Origin of the sequence: Serratia sp. CY27727, from assembly GCF_052169275.1 — a bacterium.
In the GTDB taxonomy this organism is placed as follows: Bacteria; Pseudomonadota; Gammaproteobacteria; order Enterobacterales; family Enterobacteriaceae; genus Serratia; species Serratia sarumanii.
In genome coordinates this window covers 1-23,033 of the sequence record NZ_JBJNLB010000012.1, presented here as the reverse complement: position 1 = coordinate 23,033, position 23,033 = coordinate 1, and the positions used below count along the sequence as shown (strand labels likewise).

At 58.7% G+C, this 23,033-nt stretch carries 22 protein-coding genes; 9 read left to right on the top strand and 13 right to left on the bottom strand.

Translation table 11 applies throughout. The features are described 5' to 3' along the window. The first annotated feature begins 66 nt into the window (after positions 1 to 66). Entirely contained in the window at positions 67 to 1,728 is a 1,662-nt protein-coding gene (locus ACJ8HB_RS21545; RefSeq protein WP_047569995.1) for an AsmA family protein, read from the top strand. Between the two features lie 36 nt (positions 1,729 to 1,764). Here the strand turns inward: ACJ8HB_RS21545 and fabY are convergent, their stop codons facing one another. The 5 genes from fabY to typA form a co-directional block, all read right to left on the bottom strand. Then, positions 1,765 to 2,712: a fatty acid biosynthesis protein FabY gene (fabY, locus tag ACJ8HB_RS21540; protein ID WP_033636491.1), complete on the bottom strand. Its 948-nt coding sequence runs from the start codon at positions 2,710 to 2,712 to the stop codon at positions 1,765 to 1,767. Between the two features lie 21 nt (positions 2,713 to 2,733). After that, positions 2,734 to 3,171: a D-aminoacyl-tRNA deacylase gene (gene dtd / locus ACJ8HB_RS21535; protein WP_016929644.1), complete on the bottom strand. Its 438-nt coding sequence runs from the start codon at positions 3,169 to 3,171 to the stop codon at positions 2,734 to 2,736. Further along, the gene (locus ACJ8HB_RS21530) at positions 3,168 to 4,061 is read right to left on the bottom strand and encodes a virulence factor BrkB family protein (RefSeq protein WP_033636493.1); all 894 of its coding nucleotides are present in this window, start codon (positions 4,059 to 4,061) and stop codon (positions 3,168 to 3,170) included. Before ACJ8HB_RS21530 ends, dtd begins: the two co-directional genes overlap by 4 nt. Before the next feature lie 51 nt (positions 4,062 to 4,112). Continuing rightward, positions 4,113 to 4,703 (bottom strand): glucose-1-phosphatase, encoded by a 591-nt coding sequence (yihX, locus tag ACJ8HB_RS21525; protein WP_033636494.1) that lies wholly within the window; start codon positions 4,701 to 4,703, stop codon positions 4,113 to 4,115. 166 nt (positions 4,704 to 4,869) lie between these two features. Next, positions 4,870 to 6,693, bottom strand: coding sequence for a ribosome-dependent GTPase TypA (gene typA, locus ACJ8HB_RS21520; protein WP_004931243.1), 1,824 nt, complete (start codon positions 6,691 to 6,693; stop codon positions 4,870 to 4,872). Between the two features lie 370 nt (positions 6,694 to 7,063). On the opposite strand from typA, the gene glnA reads away from it, so the two are divergent. From glnA to ACJ8HB_RS21500, 4 genes are all read left to right on the top strand, one after another. Next, complete coding sequence (glnA, locus tag ACJ8HB_RS21515) at positions 7,064 to 8,473, top strand: glutamate--ammonia ligase (protein ID WP_004931244.1); 1,410 nt, start codon at positions 7,064 to 7,066, stop codon at positions 8,471 to 8,473. Between the two features lie 193 nt (positions 8,474 to 8,666). Next, a complete protein-coding gene (glnL, locus tag ACJ8HB_RS21510) occupies positions 8,667 to 9,716 on the top strand; it encodes a nitrogen regulation protein NR(II) (RefSeq protein ID WP_004931246.1) in 1,050 nt (349 codons plus the stop codon). An 8-nt stretch (positions 9,717 to 9,724) separates the two neighbouring features. After that, on the top strand, positions 9,725 to 11,137 hold the full coding sequence (glnG, locus tag ACJ8HB_RS21505; RefSeq protein ID WP_015379452.1) for a nitrogen regulation protein NR(I): 1,413 nt from the start codon (positions 9,725 to 9,727) through the stop codon (positions 11,135 to 11,137). Between the two features lie 113 nt (positions 11,138 to 11,250). Then, the gene (locus ACJ8HB_RS21500; protein ID WP_015379453.1) at positions 11,251 to 11,373 is read left to right on the top strand and encodes a YshB family small membrane protein; all 123 of its coding nucleotides are present in this window, start codon (positions 11,251 to 11,253) and stop codon (positions 11,371 to 11,373) included. Positions 11,374 to 11,407: 34 nt separating this feature from the next. Here the strand turns inward: ACJ8HB_RS21500 and hemN are convergent, their stop codons facing one another. The 3 genes from hemN to ACJ8HB_RS21485 all read right to left on the bottom strand — a co-directional run bounded on the left by hemN (position 11,408) and on the right by ACJ8HB_RS21485 (position 13,732). After that, positions 11,408 to 12,781, bottom strand: coding sequence for an oxygen-independent coproporphyrinogen III oxidase (hemN, locus tag ACJ8HB_RS21495; protein WP_033654515.1), 1,374 nt, complete (start codon positions 12,779 to 12,781; stop codon positions 11,408 to 11,410). Between the two features lie 182 nt (positions 12,782 to 12,963). Then, positions 12,964 to 13,503: a Der GTPase-activating protein YihI gene (yihI, locus tag ACJ8HB_RS21490; protein ID WP_071883854.1), complete on the bottom strand. Its 540-nt coding sequence runs from the start codon at positions 13,501 to 13,503 to the stop codon at positions 12,964 to 12,966. Positions 13,504 to 13,528: 25 nt separating this feature from the next. Further along, the gene (locus ACJ8HB_RS21485; protein WP_223182053.1) at positions 13,529 to 13,732 is read right to left on the bottom strand and encodes a hypothetical protein; all 204 of its coding nucleotides are present in this window, start codon (positions 13,730 to 13,732) and stop codon (positions 13,529 to 13,531) included. A 505-nt stretch (positions 13,733 to 14,237) separates the two neighbouring features. Between ACJ8HB_RS21485 and yihA the strand changes: the two genes are divergently transcribed. Beyond that, entirely contained in the window at positions 14,238 to 14,882 is a 645-nt protein-coding gene (gene yihA / locus ACJ8HB_RS21480; RefSeq protein WP_019452177.1) for a ribosome biogenesis GTP-binding protein YihA/YsxC, read from the top strand. Between the two features lie 279 nt (positions 14,883 to 15,161). Here yihA and ACJ8HB_RS21475 read toward each other — a convergent pair whose 3' ends face one another. Together ACJ8HB_RS21475 and polA are read right to left on the bottom strand one after the other, a co-directional pair. After that, positions 15,162 to 15,209, bottom strand: coding sequence for a spot 42 RNA, inhibition of DNA synthesis (locus tag ACJ8HB_RS21475; protein WP_071892919.1), 48 nt, complete (start codon positions 15,207 to 15,209; stop codon positions 15,162 to 15,164). A 191-nt stretch (positions 15,210 to 15,400) separates the two neighbouring features. After that, positions 15,401 to 18,199, bottom strand: coding sequence for a DNA polymerase I (gene polA / locus ACJ8HB_RS21470; protein ID WP_047569990.1), 2,799 nt, complete (start codon positions 18,197 to 18,199; stop codon positions 15,401 to 15,403). 497 nt (positions 18,200 to 18,696) lie between these two features. Between polA and ACJ8HB_RS21465 the strand changes: the two genes are divergently transcribed. Continuing rightward, positions 18,697 to 19,593 (top strand): acyltransferase, encoded by an 897-nt coding sequence (locus ACJ8HB_RS21465; protein ID WP_033636498.1) that lies wholly within the window; start codon positions 18,697 to 18,699, stop codon positions 19,591 to 19,593. Positions 19,594 to 19,639: 46 nt separating this feature from the next. Here ACJ8HB_RS21465 and dsbA read toward each other — a convergent pair whose 3' ends face one another. The 3 genes from dsbA to ACJ8HB_RS21450 form a co-directional block, all read right to left on the bottom strand. Beyond that, complete coding sequence (gene dsbA / locus ACJ8HB_RS21460) at positions 19,640 to 20,263, bottom strand: thiol:disulfide interchange protein DsbA (protein ID WP_004931264.1); 624 nt, start codon at positions 20,261 to 20,263, stop codon at positions 19,640 to 19,642. Between the two features lie 29 nt (positions 20,264 to 20,292). Further along, positions 20,293 to 21,279, bottom strand: a complete 987-nt coding sequence (locus ACJ8HB_RS21455; RefSeq protein WP_047569988.1) for a serine/threonine protein kinase — start codon at positions 21,277 to 21,279, stop codon at positions 20,293 to 20,295. Between the two features lie 98 nt (positions 21,280 to 21,377). Then, the gene (locus ACJ8HB_RS21450; RefSeq protein WP_033638631.1) at positions 21,378 to 21,647 is read right to left on the bottom strand and encodes a YihD family protein; all 270 of its coding nucleotides are present in this window, start codon (positions 21,645 to 21,647) and stop codon (positions 21,378 to 21,380) included. A gap of 148 nt (positions 21,648 to 21,795) precedes the next feature. Between ACJ8HB_RS21450 and mobA the strand changes: the two genes are divergently transcribed. Next, positions 21,796 to 22,386: a molybdenum cofactor guanylyltransferase MobA gene (gene mobA, locus ACJ8HB_RS21445; RefSeq protein WP_047569986.1), complete on the top strand. Its 591-nt coding sequence runs from the start codon at positions 21,796 to 21,798 to the stop codon at positions 22,384 to 22,386. Further along, on the top strand, positions 22,383 to 22,901 hold the full coding sequence (gene mobB, locus ACJ8HB_RS21440; RefSeq protein ID WP_047569984.1) for a molybdopterin-guanine dinucleotide biosynthesis protein MobB: 519 nt from the start codon (positions 22,383 to 22,385) through the stop codon (positions 22,899 to 22,901). The genes mobA and mobB overlap by 4 nt, the downstream gene beginning before the upstream one ends. Positions 22,902 to 23,033: the final 132 nt, after the last annotated feature.

The window sequence follows — 23,033 nt, the reverse complement described above, 5'->3', positions numbered from 1 at the left end:
CCTTGAGATGCCCGGCCAATTGCGGCATAAACAGGGTATCTTTTTTGACCGATGCGGATGTAGACGATGAAATTTATCGGAAAGCTGTTGCTGACGTTGCTGCTGCTGATCGTGCTGGCGGCAGTGGTACTGTACCTGGTGGGGCAAACCCGCTGGGCGGCAGGCCGCCTGAGCGCCTGGATCAGCGACAACAGCGAATACCGCCTGTCGATAGGAAAAATCACCCATTCGTGGAGCCAGCCGGACCAGATCGGTCTGGAAGACGTGCAGCTGGCGCGCAACGGCCAGCCGCAGGCGCTGGTCGCCAAACGCGTCGATCTGGGCCTCAGCCTGCGCCAAATCACCGAGCCGCGCTATTTTCACAGCGTCACGCTGCGCGACGGCACGCTGAACGTGCAGCCGCAGGCGGCGGCGCTGCCTGTACAGGCCGACGTGCTGCAGCTGAGCAACATGGCGTTGCAGTCCAACGATAACGAGTGGCAACTCAACGCGCAGCAGGTCACTGCCGGCATCACGCCGTGGCGCCCGCTGGCCGGTCATCTGCTGGGGGACAACAACCAGTTCCAGTTCAGCGCCGGTTCGATGACGCTGAATGGCATCCCCGCCTCGAAGGTGTTGGTGCAGGGGGAGCAGAAGCAGGGCCAGCTGCTGTTGAACAACTTCGGCGCCGATCTGGCGCAGGGCGACCTGACCGGCGTGGCCAGCCGCGCCGCCGACGGCAGTTGGCAGGTGGATCGCCTGCGGCTGAGCGGCGTGCGCATGCAGACCCCGCTGACGCTGGCGGAATTCATGCAGCGCTTTACCACCCTGCCGCCGGTCACCCTCAAGCGTTTCGATCTGATCGACGCGCGCCTGGAAGGCAAGGCATGGGCGTTTAACGATCTCGATCTGTCGCTGCAAAACGTCAGCGTCGAAAAAGGCGACTGGCGCAGCGAAGACGGCTCGCTAAACGTCAACGCCAGCGACGTGATCAACGGCGGCTTCCACCTGATCGATCCGATCGCCACCCTGCGGCTCTCCTCCGCCGGCATCGCCATTCAACAGTTCACCACCCGCTGGGAAGGCGGGCTGCTGCGCACCTCCGGCAACTGGCTGCGCGCCGGCAAACGCCTGCAGCTGGATGAAGTGGCCATGGCGGCGCTGGAGTACACCCTGCCGAGCGACTGGCGCGAACTGTGGCTGAAACCGCTGCCGGACTGGCTGGCGGAGGTGTACGTCACCAAGCTGACCACCAACCGCAATCTGATCATCGATATCAACCCGGCATTCCCGTTCCAGATCACCGCGCTGGACGGCTACGGCAGCAACCTGCTGCTGGCGCGCGATCGCCAGTGGGGTATATGGTCCGGATCGCTCAACCTGAACGGCAGCGAGGCGACCTTCAACAAGATAGACGTGCGGCGCCCTTCGCTGGCGCTGAACGCCGACGCCAATCAGATTAACGTCACCGAGCTCAGCGCCTTTATGCCTAATGGGTTGCTTGAGGCCAAAGCGACCGTCGATCAGCTGCCGGGCAAGCCGTTCCAGCTGACGCTGCACGGCCGTTCGGTACCGATCAACACCTTGCAGCAATGGGGATGGCAGCCGGTGCCGCTGACGGGCGACGGCAACCTTGAGCTGCAGTTGAAAGGGCTGCTGAACAGCGACGGGCCGTTCAAAGCCTCGTTGAAGGGAAATCTGCAGGCCACCGCCGGCGACGGCCAAGCGGTGAACCAGCAACTGCCGTAATGCCCTGCGCGGCCCGCCCTCAGGCAGGCCGCCGTCTTACTCTTCCAGCGCCTCAGAGCCGCCCTGATCCAGCGGCACATCCGGCTCGGCCGGCAGCACCATGTAGGTGCCTTCGAACACCGCACCTTTATCCTCGTCGCCGAACAGATGCACTTCGGCGTGTACGCGCGCGCGGCGGCCGCGCGCCAGACGCGCCAAGTCGCCGCTCAGCGAGCCGAGATCCGCCACCGCCCGCGGCCTGCCGGTAATCGGTTTGCTGTAGCGAATGTGCGCGTCCGCCAGAATGATGGTGCCGCCGAGGTGGCGCTCGCGCAGCAGCAGCCAAATCAGCCCCCAGGCGGTCAGCGTCGCCAGCGAGAACAGGCTGCCAGCGAACAGCGTGTGGTGCGGATTCTGGTTGCCGGTCTCCGGCATGGTGGTGACGAAGCGCTGGCCGGTGTATTGGCTGATGCGCACGCCCATCTTTTCGCTCAGCGGGATGTGTTCATACCAGGCCTGCTGCAGTTGGCCGCACCAGTCGGGGCGATGCAGGATATCGTCCAGCGTCGCTACCGGTTTGATCATCAAAAAGTGGCGGATCGGGGTGGTCTGCGGCGCAGTGATCTCCCCCTGATTGACGAACCCCAGCTTGGCGAAGAAGTCCACCGCGTCTTCACGGGCGCTGCACACCACCCGCTTCACGCCCTCCTGCCGCGCGACGGACTCCAGCGTCATCGCCACCAGCGTCCCCAGCCCTTTATCCTGCAGCGTCGGATCTACCGCCAGAAAACGGATCGCCGCCTCGTTGTCGGCATTGATGTACAGCCGCCCGATGGCGACGATTTTACCGGCCTCGTCCACCACCATTTGGTGGTGGGCCATGGCGTCATAGGCATCCTTTTCCGAACCCACCGGCTGGTGCAGCGGCTTGCGCAGCATTTCCCAGCGAAACTGGTAATACTCCTTCAGTTCTTGCTCTGTTACGGGTACTCGTAGGTGATACATAGACGCCTGTTCTCCGAATGCTTAGACCTGTAGCCAGAATGTCACCGGACCATCGTTGACCAGCGCCACCTGCATGTCGGCGGCGAATTCGCCGGTCTGGGTCTCTACGCCGCGTTCGCGGCACTGGCCAACAAAATATTGATACAACCGATCGGCGACCAAAGGTGCGGCGCCGCGCGAGAAGCTGGGCCGCATGCCCTTTTGGGTGTCCGCCGCCAGGGTGAACTGCGAAACGACCAGCACGCTGCCCCCGGCCTGCTGGACGTTGAGATTCATCTTGTCGTTCTCGTCGCCGAAAATGCGGTATCCCAACACGCGTTCGCACAGGCGCTGCGCTTTTTGCTCGTTATCGCCCTGCTCCACGCCCAATAACACTAACAAACCGGGGCCAATCTTGCCTACCGTCTCGCCACCCACCGTGACGCTGGCGTTTAACACCCGTTGAATCAACGCAATCATTCCTGCTGCCCTTCTGGTTTCTGTTCCTGTTGCTCCGCCTTCTGCCGACGGTAGTCGCGGTATTCGCCGATGGTCACGGTGATTTCCGCGCCGAGTAACACGATACACCAGCTCCAGTAGACCCACAGGAATAAAATCGGGATCACCGCCAGCACGCCGTAAATCAGCTGGTAGGAAGGGAACATGGTGACGTACAGCGCGAATCCCTTCTTGCCCAGCTCGAACAGCAATCCGGCCACCAGCGCGCCAATCAGCGCGTCTTTGGGCGGCACGCGCACCGTCGGCACGATGCAATACAACAGCCAGAAGGAAGCGCACGACAAAATCAGCGGGAAGATACGCAGCACCTGATCCACCAGGCCGTTGACGCCGGTCTGCGCCAACCAGTTGAGCGACAGCAGGTAGGAGCTGATGGCCATGCTGGCGCCCACCAGCAGCGGCCCCAGCGTCAGCACCATCCAGTACACGGCGAAGGAAAAGACGATCGGCCGCTTGTTCTTGCTGCGCCAGATGGTGTTCAGCACGCTGTCCACCGAGGAGATCAGCAGCAGCGCGGTGACGATCAGCCCGCAGGTGCCGACGGCGGTCATCTTGTTGGAGTTGGCGACGAACTGTTCCAGGTAGTTCTGTATGACGTTGCCGGCGGCCGGCACGAAATTGGAAAAGATGAAGCTCTTCAGCTGTTCGCTGATGTCGGAAAACATCGGGAAAGCGGCGAACAGCGCGAACACCACGGTGACCAGCGGCACCAGCGACAGCAGGGAAACATAGGCGAGATGGCCCGCCAACATCGTCAGGCCATCGTGATCGATACGCTGGTACAGCAGCCGTCCGAAGGTGACGCCGGGCTTAATCGCAGAGGGCAGCTTCTTGCGGCGGAAAAACGACATGGTCACTCCTTGATGTCCGTTGATACGCCTTAAGCTTAACGCGCCCTGCGCTCATTGAGCAAAATAGGCCGGCACCACGTCGCGATCGGTGACGTGCACCGTCTTGATCCCCAACGCCTGCGCGGCGAGGACGTTCGCCGGGTGATCGTCGAAGAACACCGCGTCGGCGGCGGCGGTGTTTTCCGCGGCCAGCACATGCTGGTAGATCTCGGCCTCCGGCTTGCGCATGCCGAGATCTTGCGACAGATAGAGGTGATCGGCGGCGGCGGCCACTTCAGGATAGTGCTGCGGCCAGTAGTTGCAGTGCAGACGGTTGGTGTTCGACAGCACCACCACCCGGTGGCCCTCGTTGCGCAGGCGCTGCATGATGTCGATCACTTCCGGGCGCAGCGCGACGAATACCGCCTGCCAGCCGGTGGCGAATTGCTCGAAGCTGAGCGCGATGCCCATTTCATCGCACAGCTTGCCGGCGAAGTCTTCGTCGCTGATTTCACCGCGCTCATGCTGCTGGAACACCTCACCCATAGTGAAACGATCGGACAGCACCGCCAACGGCGTGCCGCTCAAATTGCTCCACACGCCCAGCACACGCTTGAAATCGATATCGACGATCACATTACCTAAATCAAAGATATACAGCATAGTCCTCTCCTGATGGGCCGGTGAGATTTCACTGTAGCGGGAAAAGGAACAGCTGAACAGGGAGCGAACGGAAAAGCGCATAGCGCGCCGCACAAACGGGGAACAACAGAGGAAAAAACTCAGGGCGCGAGAACCACGCCCTAAGCATGAGACACTCAATCAGCGATTAAGCGTCTTTAGGACCGCGGCTGGCACGCTTACGATCGTTTTCCGTCAGGTGACGCTTACGGATACGGATCGAGGTTGGCGTCACTTCTACCAGTTCGTCGTCATCGATGAACTCCAGAGCTTGCTCCAGGGTCATTTTGATGGCCGGAACCAGGGTAGTCGCTTCGTCAGTACCGGAAGCACGCATGTTGGTCAGCTTCTTACCGGTCAGGCAGTTTACGGTCAGGTCGTTGGAACGCGAGTGAATACCGATGATCTGGCCTTCATACACTTCCGCACCGTGGCCCAGGAACAGCTTGCCGCGATCCTGCAGGCCGAACAGCGCGAACGCGACCGCTTTGCCCTGGCCGTTGGAGATCAGCACGCCGTTCTGACGCTGGCCCACTTCGCCCGGACGCACGTCGTCGTAGTGGCTGAAGGTGGAGTACAGCAGACCGGTGCCCGAAGTCATGGTCATGAATTCGTTACGGAAGCCGATCAGACCGCGGCTTGGGATCACGTAGTCGAGACGCACGCGGCCCTTACCGTCCGGATCCATGTTTTTCAGGTCGGCTTTACGCTCGCCCATCGCCTGCATCACGGAACCCTGATGCTGCTCTTCGATATCCAGCGTCACGTTCTCGAATGGCTCCTGCTTGCGGCCATCGATTTCGCGGAAGATAACTTTCGGACGGGAAACCGCCAGCTCGAAACCTTCGCGACGCATGTTTTCGATCAGCACCGACAGGTGCAGTTCGCCACGGCCGGAGACGCGGAAGGCGTCCGCATCGTCGGTTTCTTCAACGCGCAGCGCCACGTTGTGCACCAACTCCTTGTTCAGACGGTCAAGGATCTGACGCGACGTCACGTACTTGCCTTCTTTACCGCAGAACGGCGAGGTGTTGACGTTGAAGAACATGGTGACGGTCGGTTCGTCGACGGACAGCGCCGGCAGCGCTTCTACGGCGTTGGTGTCGCAGATGGTGTCGGAGATGTTCAGCTCGCCCAGGCCGGTGATGGCGATGATGTCGCCCGCTTCCGCCAGGGTGCTGTCGATACGCTCCAGACCCAGGTGGCCCAGCACTTTGCCCACTTTACCGTTGCGAGTTTTACCTTCGCTGTCGATGATGGTGACCTGCTGGTTCGGCTTCACTTTACCGCGCTTGATGCGGCCGATGCCGATAACGCCCAGGTAGTTGTTGTAGTCCAACTGGGAGATCTGCATCTGGAATGGCGCTTCCAGCTCAACCTGCGGCGCAGACACGTGGTCGACGATCGCCTGATACAGCGGGGTCATGTCTTCCGCCATGTCGGTGTGGTCGACGCCGGCGATGCCGTTCAGCGCAGAAGCGTAGATGATCGGGAAGTCGAGCTGCTCGTCGGTCGCGTCGAGGTTCACGAACAGGTCGAACACCTGATCCACAACCCAGTCAGGGCGCGCGCCAGGACGGTCAACCTTGTTGATGACCACGATCGGCTTCAGACCGTTGGCGAAGGCCTTCTTGGTCACGAAGCGGGTTTGCGGCATAGGGCCATCCATTGCATCCACAACCAGCAGCACCGAGTCAACCATCGACATCACGCGCTCTACCTCGCCGCCGAAGTCGGCGTGTCCCGGGGTATCCACGATGTTGATACGGTAACCGTTCCAATTAATGGCGGTGTTTTTTGCGAGGATGGTAATCCCACGCTCTTTCTCCAAATCGTTGGAGTCCATTACGCGTTCGGTGGCTTCCGCACGCTCTCCGAAAGTACCGGATTGTTGCAGCAGCTTATCAACCAGGGTGGTTTTACCATGGTCAACGTGGGCAATAATGGCGATGTTACGCAAATTTTCGATCACAGCTTTGCCTCGGGCATTAGAAATAGCGCGCTATTGTACACGTATTAAGCGAGGGACTAAACAAGATCACAACCATCTCTTATAAACAACCGCGTACCGGTCAGTTTGTGATCCCTTTCACGGTGCAAAAAGCCGCAATCGCTGCACTTTTGCACCATTTCGGTGCCCACACCCACCGTCATTGCACCATAACAGTGCAATTTATCGTTGGTGGTGCATACTGTGGCTGGGTAAAACCCGCGCAGAAAGGCGATGAACGCCTTTTTAAAAAGTTGGCACGCTTTTCGCTTTAGTCTTTTCAAGGCGAAAAAAAGCCAGTTCCACAGATTCGTTCCACGACGACGACAATGATAAACCGGGAGAGTTAAGTATGTCCGCTGAACACGTTTTGACGATGCTGAATGAGCATGAAGTGAAATTCGTAGACCTGCGTTTCACTGACACCAAGGGTAAGGAACAGCACGTGACTATCCCGGCTCACCAGGTAAACGCCGACTTCTTCGAAGAAGGCAAAATGTTTGACGGCTCCTCTATCGGTGGTTGGAAGGGCATCAACGAATCTGACATGGTGCTGATGCCGGACGCCAGCACGGCGGTTCTGGATCCGTTCTTCGAAGAACCTACCCTGATTATTCGCTGCGACATTCTCGAGCCGGGCACCATGCAAGGCTACGATCGCGACCCGCGCTCCATCTCCAAACGCGCCGAAGACTTCCTGCGCTCCTCCGGCATCGCGGATACCGTGCTGTTCGGGCCAGAGCCTGAGTTCTTCCTGTTCGACGACATCCGCTTCGGCAGCAGCATCCGCGGTTCCCACGTGGCCATCGACGACATCGAAGGCGCCTGGAACTCCGGCACAAAATACGACGGCGGCAACAAAGGCCACCGTCCGGCGGTGAAAGGCGGTTACTTCCCGGTTCCACCGGTCGACTCTTCGCAGGATCTGCGTTCCACCATGTGCTTGACCATGGAAGAGATGGGCCTGGTGGTTGAAGCGCACCACCACGAAGTGGCGACCGCCGGTCAGAACGAAGTGGCAACCCGCTTCAACACCATGACCAAGAAAGCCGACGAAATTCAGATCTATAAATACGTGGTGCACAACGTGGCGCACGCTTTCGGCAAAACCGCGACCTTCATGCCGAAGCCTATGTTCGGCGACAACGGTTCCGGCATGCACTGCCACATGTCGCTGTCCAAGAACGGCACCAACCTGTTCGCCGGCGACAAATACGGCGGCCTGTCTGAAACCGCGCTGTTCTACATCGGCGGCATCATCAAGCACGCCAAGGCGATCAACGCCCTGGCCAACCCGACCACCAACTCGTACAAACGTTTGGTGCCGGGTTACGAAGCGCCGGTGATGCTGGCTTACTCCGCCCGTAACCGCTCCGCGTCCATCCGCATCCCGGTGGTCGCCAGCCCGAAAGCGCGCCGCATCGAAGCCCGCTTCCCGGATCCGGCGGCTAACCCATACCTGTGCTTCGCCGCGCTGCTGATGGCCGGCCTGGACGGCATCATCAACAAGATCCACCCTGGCGACGCCATGGACAAAAACCTGTACGACCTGCCGCCGGAAGAAGAAGCCGAGATCCCAAAAGTGGCCGGCTCGCTGGACGAGGCGATGGCCGCACTGAACGAAGACCGCGAGTTCCTGACCCGCGGCGGCGTGTTCACCGACGATGCGATCGATGCCTACATCGAACTGCGCAAAGAAGAGATGGACCGCATTCGCATGACGCCACACCCGGTTGAGTTCGAACTGTACTACAGCGTCTAAGCCCTACCCGCGCCGTCTGCACAGGCGGACGGCGCCCACATTTTTGTTATCGCTTTTTTGTTGCCGTGGAAACTTTCAGCCCATCTTCGGATGGGTTTTTTTCTCCACCGTATTTTCTGCAAAACTATTCCATACCGCGCCGATCCCGGATGGAGTAGGATAGATGCACTAAAAAGGTGCAGGAGTCTGCTGTATGGCAACTGGCAAGCTGCCCGATGCTGGGCAGATCCTCAATTCACTCATCAACAGCATCCTGCTGTTGGATGACTCTCTGGCGGTTCACTACGCCAACCCTGCGGCACAGCAATTGCTGGCGCAAAGCTCCCGCAAGCTGTTCGGCACGCCGCTGCCCGATTTGCTCGGTTATTTTTCGCTGAACGTCTCTTTGATGCGTGAAAGCCTGCGCGCCGGTCAGGGCTTCACCGACAACGAAGTGACCCTGGTGGTCGACGGCCGTGCGCATATCCTTTCCCTGACCGCTCAGGCGCTGCCGGAAGGCTATATTCTGGTCGAGCTGGCGCCGATGGACAATCAGCGCCGCCTGAGCCAGGAACAGCTGCAGCATGCCCAACAGGTGGCGGCCCGCGATCTGGTGCGCGGTTTGGCGCACGAGATTAAAAATCCGCTGGGCGGCCTGCGCGGCGCGGCACAGCTGCTGGCCAAAGCGCTGCCCGATCCGGCGCTGACCGAATACACCAAGGTGATCATCGAGCAGGCCGATCGGCTGCGCAATCTGGTGGATCGCCTGCTCGGCCCGCAGCGGCCCGGCCAGCACATCACCCAGAGCATCCATCAGGTCGCGGAGCGCGTCTGCCAGCTGGTGTCGCTGGAAATGCCGGATAACGTCACGCTGGTGCGCGATTACGATCCGAGCCTGCCGGAAATGGCCCACGACCCGGATCAGATAGAACAGGTGCTGCTGAACATTACCCGCAACGCGCTGCAGGCGCTGGGCGAAGCGGGCGGCACCATCACGCTGCGCACCCGCACCGCGTTTCAGATTACGCTGCACGGCACCCGCTACCGCCTGGCGGCGCGCATCGACGTCGAAGACGACGGCCCCGGCGTGCCGGCGCAGCTGCAGGACACGCTGTTCTACCCGATGGTCAGCGGCCGCGAGGGCGGCACCGGCCTGGGATTATCCATCGCCCGCAATCTTATCGATCAGCATTGCGGAAAAATTGAATTCAACAGTTGGCCAGGTCATACCGAATTCTCGGTCTACCTGCCCATTCGTCAGTGAGGTTTGCTATGCAACGAGGGATAGTCTGGATCGTCGATGACGATAGCTCCATCCGCTGGGTGCTTGAGCGCGCGCTCACCGGCGCGGGCTTGAGCTGCGCCACCTTCGAAGGCGGCAATGACGTGCTGGAAGCCTTGGCCACGCAAACCCCCGACGTGCTGCTGTCCGATATCCGCATGCCGGGCATAGACGGCCTGGCGCTGCTCAAGCAGATCAAACAGCGCCACCCGATGCTGCCGGTGATCATCATGACCGCGCATTCGGATTTGGACGCCGCCGTCAGCGCCTATCAGCAAGGGGCCTTCGACTACCTGCCGAAGCCGTTCGACATCGACGAAGCGGTGGCGCTGGTCGAGCGCGCCATCAGCCATTATCAGGAGCAGCAGCAGCCGGTGCGCAGCCAGCCGGCCAGCGATCCGGCGGCGGACATCATCGGCGAGGCGCCGGCGATGCAGGACGTGTTTCGCATCATCGGCCGGCTGTCGCGTTCGTCGATCAGCGTGTTGATCAACGGTGAATCCGGCACCGGCAAGGAGCTGGTGGCGCATGCGCTGCACCGCCACAGCCCGCGCGCCAAGTCGCCGTTCATCGCCCTGAACATGGCCGCCATCCCCAAGGATCTGATCGAGTCCGAGCTGTTCGGCCACGAGAAAGGCGCCTTCACCGGCGCGAACCAAATCCGTCAGGGCCGTTTTGAACAGGCCGACGGCGGCACGCTGTTCCTCGACGAGATCGGCGATATGCCGCTCGACGTGCAAACGCGCCTGCTGCGGGTGCTGGCGGACGGCCAGTTCTACCGGGTCGGCGGCTATGCGCCGGTGAAGGTCGACGTGCGCATCATCGCCGCCACGCACCAGAATCTGGAGCTGCGGGTGCAGGAAGGCAAGTTCCGCGAGGATCTGTTCCACCGCCTGAACGTGATCCGCGTACACCTGCCGCCGCTGCGCGAGCGCCGTGAAGATATCCCGCGGCTGGCGCGCCACTTCCTGCAGATCGCCGCCAAAGAGTTAGGCGTCGAGGCCAAGAACCTGCACCCGGAAACCGAAACCGCGCTGACCCGCCTGCCCTGGCCGGGCAACGTGCGCCAGCTGGAGAACACCTGCCGCTGGCTGACGGTGATGGCCGCCGGGCAGGAAGTGCTGATCCAGGATCTACCGGGTGAGCTGTTCGAAACCGCCGCGCCGGAAAGCCCCAGCCACAGTCTGCCGGACAGCTGGGCCACGCTGCTGGCGCAGTGGGCCGATCGCGCGCTGCGTTCCGGTCATCAAAACCTGCTGTCGGAAGCACAGCCGGAAATGGAGCGCACGCTGCTCACCACCGCGCTGCGCCACACCCAGGGGCACAAACAGGAAGCCGCGCGCCTGCTGGGCTGGGGGCGCAATACCCTGACCCGCAAGCTCAAAGAGCTGGGTATGGAATAGGAACGGGGATGGATGATGAAAAACGCCGTCCGGCGCACAAAAAAACGCCAACCGCAGGCTTTACAGCCGGTGCGGGCGCAGTATGATCGTGTCGCACACTCTGGAGGTTGACGATGCTGGACTCATTCATCGTATTCATTTCTCAGGGCGCGGAGCTGGGCTCCGCCGCCAGCCACACCCCGCAGGCGGCGGTTGCCGCGGTGTTGTGCGCCGCGCTGATTAACTTCTTCAGTTAAAAAAACAGCCGCATCAGCGGCTGTTTTTTCATCCTCAGATCACCCGTGAGAACTGCTGGCTGCGCGCCTGTTGCCGCAGATAGCGGTCGAAACACATGCAGATATTGCGGATCAGCAAGCGCCCGCGCGGCGTGACGCGAATGCCCTGCTCGTCGCGCTCCACAAGCCCATCGCGTTCAAACGGCGCCAGCAGCTGCAGGTCTTCGGCGAAGTAAGCGGTGAAATCGATGCCGTATTGCCGTTCGAGCGGCTGATACGCCAACCGGAAATTGCAGATCAGGGTTTTGATCAGATCGCGCCGCAGGCAATCGTCGTCCGTCAGCGCCAGCCCGCGCCACAGGGCGTTGCCCTGCGCCGGTACGCTCTCATAGTAATGCTTCAGCTCTTTCTGGTTCTGCGCATAGCTGTCGCCGAGCATGCTGATGGCCGACACGCCCAGCCCCAGCAGATCGCTGTCGCCCTGGGTAGTATAGCCCTGGAAATTGCGGTGCAGCTTGCCTTCGCGTTGGGCGATTGCCAGCTCGTCGTCCGGGCGCGCAAAGTGATCCATGCCGATGAACTGATAGCCGGCGCCGGTCAGGAAAGCGATGCTCTGCTGCAGAATATCCAGCTTCTGCTGGGCGCTGGGCAGATCGGCGTCTTTGATTTTGCGCTGGGCGGCGAACAAGTTTGGCATATGTGCGTAGTTGAACACGCTGAGGCGATCGGGATTCAGTTCAGCCACCCGCTGCAGCGTGAAAGCGAAGCTTTCCGGCGTCTGTTTCGGCAGGCCGTAGATCAGATCGATATTGGTCGAGCGGAAGCCCAGCGCTTTGGCCCGCTCAATCAGGGCGAAGATAAAGGCTTCGTCCTGCTCGCGGTTGACCAACTGCTGCACCTGCTTGTTGAAATCCTGCACCCCCATGCTCAGACGGTTAAAGCCTTCGACGCGTAAATGATCGAGCACATCCAGCGCTATCTCGCGCGGATCGACCTCGATCGACATCTCCGCATCGGGCAGGAAATCAAAGTGTTCGCGCAGCAACGCCACCAACCGGCTGATTTGCGCTTTATCCAGGTAGGTCGGCGTACCGCCGCCCCAGTGCATCTGGCCGACCTTGCGGCCGGCGAACAGCGGCGCACGGCTGGCGATCTCTTGCGCCAAAACGTTCAGGTACTCGTCGGCCTTGTGGGTCTGGCGCGTCACCAGCTTGTTGCAGCCGCAGAAGTAACACAGCTTATGACAGAAAGGGATATGCACATACAGCGACAGCGGCCGCTCAGGGTAACGCGCAACGGCGCGTTGAAACGCCGCTTCGTCGTAGCGCTGGTTAAACTCCAGCGCCGTGGGGTATGAAGTATAACGCGGCCCTGAGTAGTTATATTTTTGGATCAGGGCCAAATCCCAGACAATCGTCTGCTCTGACATGCTCACTCCTTCCGATATCTTTTTCTACCGGGCCTGGAGAGAGGCGGTTGTCTGCGCTGTCTGGCCACGGAAGCGCTGCGAAAACGCGCTTTGCGCTTAGACAGCCGCCATAGTTTACCGAATAACCACAGCAGATAACACATCAAGAGTAGGGCTATTGCCGGGATGAGCCACATAGCGCGTTAAAAAGCGTCTTTCGGGTTGCCGCCTTTCAGCAGCTTCAGAATATCTTCCTGCTTCTCTTCTTCTTCGTCGTCGTCTTCACCCAGTTCGATGCCCAACACGTCCATCAGCACATCGATGCGATCCAACGTTTTATCGACATAGGTCTGCTCTTCCGCGTTCAGCGTTTCGCCATCGTCGATGCGATCCAGCAGCGCGTTCAGGCGTTCGTCATTTTCCAGCTTCGCCAGCTCTTCTTCCGGCGACAGGCGCGGTTTCGCTTCGGCCTTTGGCTTCGGCTGCGGTTTGGCCTTCACTTTGGTTTCGTCGACCACCAGCGCTACCGGCACTTTACTGCCGATACGCGGATCTTTGGCTTCCGCCGCCGATTTGTTCTTCTGGCTGCCGGACTCGACCTGGGTGCGCGAACCGGAAGCGTGGCCGCGGCGCTTTTTCAGGCGTTTGCGCTCGCGCGCTTCCTGATCGAGCTCCATACGGCTTTTCTTTTTCGTTTTTGACTTCGCCGCGCTGCCGCGAGGTGCTTTTGATGGCTGGTTCATAGCGTGTGCTCTTAGGTATGTAGATTCAGTATAGAATTGCGGCGGAATCTAGCAGAAAGCGGACAAAGAAAAAAGGCGGCAGGTTAAACCTGCCGCCTATTTCGCACCTTCTTGCGAAGGGTATTCCTGTTACGCGCTCCTTGCGCACATGCAACATCCCGGTTTTTCCTTCTGCTATAACCGCATTCCCTGCCACTACGTCCTTCATCCTGAAAGAAAAATCGTCCATGGCGCAATCCATTCGCATTCGCTCTTCCCGAGCGAGCTTCCTGCCGGCATCCAAACTGCCAATACTTCACCATCCGATGTGCCTGCCGCCTGTTCCGGTGCGAAAGGGTCACTTCCTGTTGCGTTCATCCTGGCACTCATTGCACGCCCTGTGCATTCCCTGAGATTTGTCATCCTTCCCGGATGTTCCTTAATCCTGCGCAACCCTGCGTTAACGACTACTTTACGTTATTGTTGCCAAGGCTCAAGGCACCTGACGCCGATTTGGACGACATTTCCCTACAACGAAAAAACAACATATTGTTTTTAAAATAAAAACAGAAACATCACTTTCGAATAAAGCGACATTACCCGCGATTCGAATGGCAAATGTCTCACAACGTACGCGCGGCATAACTGTCGTTTTATCGCGTCCCGCCGCTTAAAAACCGAGAAACACGCCATTTTTACCGCTGATGCAGTTATAATCGCCAACCAGTTAGCCATCCTCACGGAGACGAAAAATTTTGACCAGCAAGAACTACAACTATCATGTGACCCATTTCGTCACCAGCGCACCCGATATTCGCCATCTGCCGGGGGATGCAGGAATTGAAGTCGCCTTTGCCGGCCGTTCCAACGCCGGGAAATCCAGCGCGCTGAATACGCTGACCAACCAAAAAAGCCTGGCGCGCACCAGTAAGACGCCGGGGCGCACCCAGCTGATCAACCTGTTCGAAGTGGAAGACGGCATCCGCCTGGTCGACCTACCGGGTTACGGCTACGCCGAAGTGCCGGAAGAGATGAAGCGCAAATGGCAGCGCGCGCTGGGCGAATACCTGCAGATGCGCAACAGCCTGAAAGGCCTGGTGGTGCTGATGGATATTCGCCATCCGCTGAAAGATCTCGACCAGCAGATGATCCAGTGGGCGGTCGACGTCGGCACGCCGGTGCTGGTGCTGCTGACCAAGGCCGACAAGCTGGCCTCCGGCGCACGCAAGGCGCAGCTCAATATGGTGCGTGAAGCGGTGCTGCCGTTTATGGGGGATATCCAGGTTGAAGCCTTCTCGTCGCTGAAGAAGATCGGCGTCGACAAGCTGCGCCAGAAGCTGGACACCTGGTTTAACGAGATCCCACCGGAAGTGCTGCCGGAAGACGAAGCCGGCGAATAAGCCCAGGCCGAACGCCAGAGCCGATGCCTCGCCGCATCGGCTTTTTTATACCCGCAGTTCAGCCGCAGGCGGGATTTTTTGTTATCTAATTACAGTTCTGAAATAAAGCCATCATAAAAACTTATCGCCAGGGTTGGCTTATCTCGCCGGATTACGCGAGTCGAGAGGGGGGGAAGCAGGAACGAAAAGCGGTGCGGAGCGATAGGAAAAACGTATGGTTTGCTGCTGTTTTTACAATAAAAAACGCCCCAGTCAATACTGACTGGGGCGGCTAAATATTCAGCCAAATCCGATTACGTGAAGTAAAAGGTCTGAAAGATAGAACATCTTACCTCTGTACCCTACGCCTGTAACTCTACCTTATTTTTTCGCAGGGCAAAAGAATTTTTTGTAGTTTACTTACACAATTTGCGGCACAAGAACGGCGAAGTTGGGGAAACTATCGCCGCATCTTGTAGCTTAATTACGAAAAGTGCTTAGGTTATCGCCAGTTAGCGCATCCGGCGATAACCCGGTAATCAGTGCGCCTCATCCCAGTTCATGCCGACGCCCACGTCGACCTTCAGCGGCACCGCCAGGGTCATGCTGCCTTCCATCAATTGACGGATGCGTTGGCTGGCTTCTTCGATCACCGACTCATGCACCTCAAATACCAATTCATCGTGCACCTGCATGATCGCGCGCACCAACGGCTTCTCCTGCCCTTGCAGCCAGGCGTCGACCTCGATCATCGCACGCTTGATGATATCGGCCGCGGTGCCCTGCATCGGGGCGTTGATGGCGGCGCGCTCGGCCGCCTTGCGGCGCATGGCGTTGCTGGAGCGGACGTCCGGCAGGTACAGGCGGCGCCCGTCCAGCGTGCTGACATAGCCCTGTTCGGAAGCCTGTTGACGGGTGCGCTCCATGTAGTCCAGCACGCCCGGGTAACGCTCGAAGTACAGATCCATATAGCGCTGGGCTTCCCCACGCGGGATCCCCAACTGGCGCGCCAGGCCGAAGGCGCTCATGCCGTAAATCAGGCCAAAGTTAATCGCCTTGGCGCTGCGGCGCTGTTCGCCGGTCACTTTATCCAACGGCACACCGAAGACTTCCGACGCCGTGGCGCGGTGAATGTCTTTCCCTTCGGCGAAGGCCTTCAGCAGCCCTTCATCCTGTGACAGATGCGCCATGATGCGCAGCTCGATCTGCGAGTAGTCGGCCGCGACGATGCGGTAGCCTTCCGGCGCGATGAAAGCCTGGCGGATGCGCCGCCCTTCTTCGTTGCGCACCGGGATGTTCTGCAGGTTCGGATCGCTCGAGGAGAGACGGCCGGTCGCAGTCACCGCCTGATGGTACGAGGTGTGTACCCGGCCGCTGACCGGGTTGATCATCAGCGGCAGCTTGTCGGTATAGGTGGTCTTCAGCTTCGCCAGGCCGCGGTATTCCAGGATCACCTTCGGCAGCGGGTAATCCAGCGCCAGCTCGGCCAGCACTTCTTCGTTGGTAGAAGGCGCACCGCCCGGGGTTTTCTTCAGCACCGGCAACTTTTGTTTCTCGTACAAGATAGCCTGCAGCTGCTTGGTCGACGCCAGGTTGAACGGCTCTTCCGCCAGCTCGTGGGCCTGCGCCTCCAGCTCAGCCAGACGCTTGGCCAGCTCCTGGGAGTGGGCCGACAAAATGGCCGGATCGATCAGTACCCCGGTGCGTTCGATATGCGACAGCACCGGCAGCAGCGGCATTTCAATCTCGTTGAACACCGTCAGCAGCTCTGCGCTCTGTTTCAACTGCGGCCACATCGCCAGGTGCAACTGCAGCGTGACATCGGCGTCTTCGGCGGCGTAAGGCGCCGCCTGCTCCAGCGCGATCTGATTGAACGTCAGCTGGTTTTTGCCCTTGCCGGCGATCTCTTCGAAGGTGATGGTTTTATGGCCCAGATAACGATCGGCCAGGCTGTCCATATCGTGACGGCCGCCGACGCTGTCCAGCACATAGGACTCCAGCATGGTGTCGTAGGCGATGCCGCGCATCTCAATGCCGTAGCGCGCCAGCAGGCTCATGTCGAACTTCAGGTTTTGCCCGACCTTCAGCGCCTTCTCGTCCTCCAGCAGCGGCTTGAGCGCTTCCAGCACGTAGGCTCGGTCCAGCTGTGGCGGAGCGTCCAGATAATCGTGCGCCACCGGCAAATAAGCCGCTTCGCCCGGCGCGATCGCGAAGGACAGGCCGATCAGGTTGGCGGTCAGGGTATCCAGACCGTCGGTTTCGGTATCGAAGGCAAACACGTCGGCCTTTTTCAGCCGCGCCAGCCAGTCGGTAAAGGCCGCTTCATCCAGAATGGTGACATAACCGTCCTGGGACAGCTTGGCCTCCGCCAGCGCCTTCGGCGCTTCCGCGGCGGCGGCCGGTTTGCCACCGCCGGCAGCTTTCGCTCCCGCGCCTTTCTTGTTTTCCAACCATACGCCGGCTTCCACGTCCGCCAGCCAGCGTTTGAATTCGTACTGTTTGAACAGCTGCTGCAGCGTATCGACATCCGGTGCAGAGACCGTCAGATCCGCGCAGGTCAGATCCAGCTCAACGTCGGTTTTGATCGTCGCCAGCTTATAGGAGAGGTACGCGACCTCTTTGTTCTGCTCCAGCTTGGCCGCCATGGTTTTGGCGCCGCGGAAGCTCAGCGTGGCGATATTCTCCAGATTGCCGTACAGCGCATCCAGCCCGCCGATACCCTGCAGCAACGCCTGAGCGGTTTTCTCACCCACGCCCGGCACGCCGGGAATGTTGTCCGATGAATCGCCCATCAGCGCCAGGAAGTCGATGATCAGCTCCGGCGGAATACCGTACTTGTCGCACACTTCCTGCGGGCCGAGGATGGTGTTGTTCATGGTGTTGATCAGGGTGACGTTCGGCGTCACCAGCTGCGCCATGTCTTTGTCGCCGGTGCTGATCAGCACCGCGTGGCCAGCTTTTTCGGCCTCCAGCGCCAGCGTACCGATGACGTCGTCCGCCTCAACGCCGGGCGTCACCAGCAGCGGCAGGCCCATCGCCTTGACCATGTTATGCAACGGCTCGATCTGCGCACGCAGATCGTCCGGCATCGGTGGCCGGTGCGATTTGTATTCGGCGAAGAGATCATCGCGGAAGGTCTTCCCTTTGGCATCAAACACCACGGCAACGTGGCTCGGTTGATACTGCAGCAGCAGGCTGCGCAGCATATTCAGCACGCCGTACATCGCGCCGGTCGGCTCGCCCGCCGAGTTGGTCAGAGGCGGGAAGGCGTGATAAGCACGGTAGAGGTAGGAGGAACCGTCAACCAGGATTAGTGGGTTTTCTGCAATCTGGGCCATAGCGTTTCTTTATCGTGATCGGACATAGGGGTAAGCATGCCATAGCTGGCCGCCGGAGACGAACCTTAGCGTGCATTGCGGACGAAAATGATGAGATTGTGCGTGAGGATCCGCAAGATCTTACCTGTGGATAACTTTGTGCATAGAAAAGAGACCGAATTATAACGTTGTGATTATCGTTATAACGGCGAATAAAATTCCTATTTAAATCACCGCGTTAAAAGAACGAATTCCGGCGACGCTTTATTACTGGCTTTTATTGGATTTGTGGATATAACTTTCGCCGGATTTTAATCGCACTATTAATCAAATTCGGCGCCTCAATTACCTTAGCACAAGCTGGACAAGTTGCACAAAAACTCGGCAAATGGTTATCCGGCGAGGCCAAAAACAGTGATTTTTAGCGGCGCTTTACCCCGACATTCTCTGTTAAAATAGGCTTTTGTTCATGCGCTTCGGCATGCAACGATGTTCCCAACAACCGTCAGCCCATAACCATGCCAAGATTGTTAACACCTGTTATTTTTATCATTTCCGTCATACTCACCATTCTGGTGACGGTGTTGTGTTCTATCCCCATCACGCTGGCCGGCATCGTGAAACTCCTGGTGCCCATTCCCGCCGTCTGGCGATATATCTCTGCTTTTGCCGATTTCATGATGTGGTGTTGGTGTCAGGGGTTGGCGTTGTTATTGCGCATTAACGGGCAATTGCGTTGGGATATTGAAGGGCTGGAAGGGCTGGATCGCAAAAACTGGTATCTGCTGATCAGCAACCACGAAAGCTGGTCAGACATTGTCGTGTTGTGCGTGCTGTTCAGAAATCATATTCCAATGAATAAGTATTTCCTCAAGCAACAGCTCGCCTGGGTGCCTTTTGTCGGCCTGGCCTGCTGGGCGCTGGATATGCCATTCATGAAGCGTTACTCCCGCGCCTATTTGCTCAAGCATCCGGAGAAGCGCGGCAAGGATATCGAAACCACGCGCCGTTCCTGCGAAAAATTCCGTCAACGTCCAACCACCATCGTCAATTTCGTCGAAGGTTCGCGCTTCACCGAAGCTAAGAAAATTAAAAGCAATTCGCCGTATCGCAATTTGCTGGCGCCCAAAGCCGCCGGCATCGCGTTTACCCTTAGCGCGCTGGGCAATCAGTTCGACAAAGTGTTGAACGTCACTCTGCTCTATCCGGAAAATAACCAACGGCCTTTTCTGGATATGCTGTGCGGTCGTTTGACGCGCATCGTGGTAAGAATAGAGACGCTACCGATCGATGAAACCCTGCACGGGGACTATTTCAACGACAAGCAGTTCAAGCGGCGTTTCCAACTGTGGCTGAATACGCTGTGGCAGGAAAAAGACCGGCTGCTGGATAAATTGAAGCGGCAATACGGATAAAAAAACGCCGGCAACGAACGCCGGCGTTTTTCATGCTGAATCTGGCTTATTTCTGCTGGCTGAGGAATTTAACCACGTCGGCGAACTGCTTCACGTAAGCGTCCATCGAGCTGGTGTCCAGGCCATCGTTTTTAACCATGTATTTGCCGTTCACGAATACCGCCGGCACACCGCGCAGCTGCAGATCTTCCGCGGCTTTCTCCTGTTGAACCACCAGAGATTTCACCACGAAGCTGTTCCATGCCGCGTCATAATCTGCGGCGGTCACGCCCGCTTTCACGAAGACGTTACGGATATCGTCCGGCGTTTGCACGGTCTGGGTTTTCTGCACCGCTTCAAACATCAACGGGCTTACCTTGTCTTCCACGCCCAGCGCCATCGCCACCGCCCATGCCTGAGTCAGCTGTTTGCCCAGCGGCCCCAGGAACTCAACGTGGTACTTGGTCATTTTGGTGCCGGCAGGCAGCGCCTTCTTCACGTTCTCGGACACGTGATAGACCTGCTCGAACTGGTAGCAGTGCGGGCAGTAGAAGGAGAAGAACTCCAGCACCTGAGGCTCACCGGTCACCGGCTTGTCCAGGGTCACGTACTGAGCGCCATCGCTGAACTGTGCCGCCGAGGCACTGAAGGCCATCACCATGCCAACGAGCGCCAACCATATTTTTTTCATAAGACTAAACTCTCCATTGTGTTAAAGCTTCAATACATTGGCGTCAGCTGCAGAGGGGGCTCCTGCAACAGCTTAACCTGTTCGGTGAAGGCCGCAGTCTGAGACAACCAGAAATCAGACTCCGCCATCCACGGAAAACTCTTAGGGAAGGCCGGATCCTGCCAACGGCGGGCGACCCAGGCCAGGTAATACACCATGCGCATTGCCCGCAGCGGCTCAATCAACGCCAGCTCGCGTTGGTCGAACTCGGCAAATTCGCCGTACGCTTCCAGCAAGACGTCCAGCTGCATCAATTGATCGCGCCGCTCACCGTGCAGCAGCATCCACAAATCCTGCACCGCCGGGCCGTTACGCGCGTCATCAAGATCGACGAACAGCGGGCCGTCGCGCCACAGAATATTGCCCGGATGGCAATCACCGTGCAAACGGCGCGGCTGCCAGTCCAGATGCCAGTGCGCCTTGATCGCCGCAATCAGGTTGTCCGTTGCCAGCAGGAACGCGTCACGCTGTGCTGCCGGCAACAGCCCGCAATCGGCCAACACCTGACGCGGGGCGGTGAGATACTCTTCAACCCCCATCGTCGGCCGTTCGGCGAACAAACGCTCGCCGCCGACCTGATGGATACGGCCCAGGAAACGACCCACCCATTCCAACTGATCCAGGTTGTCTATCTCATATTGGCGCCCGCCCACGCTGGGAAACAGGGTAAAGAAGAATCCACCGTGCGTATGCAGCGTAGCGCCTTGCAGCGCCAGCGGCGCCACCGCAGGAATTTCCGCGCTGGCCAGATCCAGAGCGAACTGATGTTCCTCACCGATTTGTGCGGCGCTCCAGCGCTCCGGGCGGTAAAACTTCACCACGTAGCGCCGGCGATCTTCGTCCATAAACTGATAGACGCGGTTCTCATAGCTGTTCAGCGCCGTCAGGCCGGAATCGACGCGCAGGCCAACCCCTTCTAGCGCGTCCATAATCAAATCGGGCGACAGGGTGTCGAAATTAAAAGCAGAGTTATTCATAACGTTCGTTTGATCGCTGACAGCACGGTGCCGGGAATGAGAAATAGTAGCATTAATGGCGCATTTGACGCGCTATGCTTTCTCGCACCGCGCGAGGATCAGTCCTTGATAACGCCGCGAGCGCGCAAAAGCGCCGTTTTAAAATCTTCTTCGTAATCTTTCTTCAGGCCCGGGATCTGATCCGTGCCGGCGCTGCCGCGCATTTTCAGATGGTAAATAAGAATGTCGTCGCTCAGTTCGGACAACTCGCCCTGGAAGCCCGCTTCCTGCGCCAGCTTTTGCAAAAACTGCATCAAATTGAGATCGGGATCTTCCTGCCAGGCCGGGTGCAACAGCTCGATCAACTCGTTTACGCGATGCGTTTTCATCTCAATATCGTCCAATAGCATGAATAAACTCACAAAGTAACAGGCTTACCCACGCAGTGAAAGAACCGGCTTGTCAATAAAGGTAAATCCTGATGTCGCACCGGCTTTAGCGCTACAATCAGCGCATCGACAAGGCGGGATAAACGAGATGCATAAAGAAATCAGCGGCGTCATTTTGGCCGGCGGACGGGCCACGCGTATGGGCGGTGAAGACAAAGGCCTGGTGTCGATTGCCGGTATCGCACTCTATCAACACGTATTGGCTCGGTTACGGCCGCAAGTGGCTTCCGTCGCCATCAGCGCCAATCGCAATCAGGCACGTTACCAGGCGAGCGGTTTGCCGGTGATTGGCGATCTGACGCCCGATTTCGCCGGGCCGTTGGCCGGGATGCTCGCCGGGCTCAAACAGGCCCCCAACGAGTGGGTGGCCTTCGTCCCTTGTGACGTCCCCGACTTTCCCGCCGACTTAGTCGCGCAGCTATGGCGGCAAAAAGGCGCGGCGCCAGCAGCCTTTGCCAGCGATGGTGAACGAGATCACCCTACGCTGGCATTATTGCATACCCAAATAGCGCCGCAGCTGGCCGACTATCTGGCGCGCGGTGAACGCAAGCTGATGCTGTTCTTGCATCAGATTAACGCACAACGCGTGGTGTTCAGCGGGCAGCAAACGGCATTTCATAACCTGAATACGCCGGAAGACTGCCTGCACTGGCAGCAAGCACGAGAGCTAAAAACATGAATCGTTCATTGCCCCCTTTGCTGGCCATCGGCGCCTACAGCGGGACGGGAAAAACCACCCTGCTCAAGCAATTGATCCCAATGCTGAAACAGCGCCAGGTGCGGGTTGGGCTGATAAAGCATACGCATCACGACATGGATGTGGATACGCCGGGTAAAGACAGCTATGAGCTGCGCAAAGCTGGTGCCGACCAAACGCTGGTCGCCAGCGATCGCCGTTGGGCATTGATGACCGAAACGCCGGAGCAACAACCTTTGGATCTACGCTACCTGGCAGGGCGTTTTGACGCCGATAAGGTCGATTTGATTCTGGTGGAAGGGTTCAAACATGAGCCGGTCAGCAAGATCCTGCTATATAGGGCCGAGATCGGCAGACCGCTGGAAGACATGCTGGATCAGTTTGTCGTGGCGGTAGCCAGCGACCGGCCGCTATCTATCGCGGCTAAGCAGTTGGATCTCAATCAACCGGAAAGCATCGCCGACTTTATTGTCGAGTGGTTGAAAGGCGCAGCGTAGCTGCGCTTTTTTGCGTTTTACGCATAGCAAAAAGCCCTGAACGTCAGTTCAGGGCTTTCGGCTTGGTTTGATGCCTGGCAGTGTCCTACTCTCGCATGGGGAGACCCCACACTACCATCGGCGCTACGGCGT

Bases quoted from the DNA above. Each gene is read 5' to 3' on its own strand.
- ACJ8HB_RS21465 (WP_033636498.1), top strand. From the start codon at position 18,697: ATGCCAAGATTGTTAACACCTGTTATTTTTATCATTTCCGTCATACTC.
- yihX (WP_033636494.1), bottom strand. From the start codon at position 4,703: ATGCTGTATATCTTTGATTTAGGTAATGTGATCGTCGATATCGATTTC.
- ACJ8HB_RS21530 (WP_033636493.1), bottom strand. From the start codon at position 4,061: ATGTCGTTTTTCCGCCGCAAGAAGCTGCCCTCTGCGATTAAGCCCGGC.
- hemN (WP_033654515.1), bottom strand. From the start codon at position 12,781: ATGTCAGAGCAGACGATTGTCTGGGATTTGGCCCTGATCCAAAAATAT.
- ACJ8HB_RS21500 (WP_015379453.1), top strand. From the start codon at position 11,251: ATGCTGGACTCATTCATCGTATTCATTTCTCAGGGCGCGGAGCTGGGC.
- mobB (WP_047569984.1), top strand. From the start codon at position 22,383: ATGAATCGTTCATTGCCCCCTTTGCTGGCCATCGGCGCCTACAGCGGG.
- glnA (WP_004931244.1), top strand. From the start codon at position 7,064: ATGTCCGCTGAACACGTTTTGACGATGCTGAATGAGCATGAAGTGAAA.
- glnG (WP_015379452.1), top strand. From the start codon at position 9,725: ATGCAACGAGGGATAGTCTGGATCGTCGATGACGATAGCTCCATCCGC.
- dsbA (WP_004931264.1), bottom strand. From the start codon at position 20,263: ATGAAAAAAATATGGTTGGCGCTCGTTGGCATGGTGATGGCCTTCAGT.
- yihI (WP_071883854.1), bottom strand. From the start codon at position 13,503: ATGAACCAGCCATCAAAAGCACCTCGCGGCAGCGCGGCGAAGTCAAAA.
- glnL (WP_004931246.1), top strand. From the start codon at position 8,667: ATGGCAACTGGCAAGCTGCCCGATGCTGGGCAGATCCTCAATTCACTC.
- dtd (WP_016929644.1), bottom strand. From the start codon at position 3,171: ATGATTGCGTTGATTCAACGGGTGTTAAACGCCAGCGTCACGGTGGGT.
- ACJ8HB_RS21545 (WP_047569995.1), top strand. From the start codon at position 67: ATGAAATTTATCGGAAAGCTGTTGCTGACGTTGCTGCTGCTGATCGTG.
- ACJ8HB_RS21450 (WP_033638631.1), bottom strand. From the start codon at position 21,647: ATGAAAACGCATCGCGTAAACGAGTTGATCGAGCTGTTGCACCCGGCC.
- mobA (WP_047569986.1), top strand. From the start codon at position 21,796: ATGCATAAAGAAATCAGCGGCGTCATTTTGGCCGGCGGACGGGCCACG.
- polA (WP_047569990.1), bottom strand. From the start codon at position 18,199: ATGGCCCAGATTGCAGAAAACCCACTAATCCTGGTTGACGGTTCCTCC.
- ACJ8HB_RS21455 (WP_047569988.1), bottom strand. From the start codon at position 21,279: ATGAATAACTCTGCTTTTAATTTCGACACCCTGTCGCCCGATTTGATT.
- ACJ8HB_RS21485 (WP_223182053.1), bottom strand. From the start codon at position 13,732: ATGGACGATTTTTCTTTCAGGATGAAGGACGTAGTGGCAGGGAATGCG.
- fabY (WP_033636491.1), bottom strand. From the start codon at position 2,712: ATGTATCACCTACGAGTACCCGTAACAGAGCAAGAACTGAAGGAGTAT.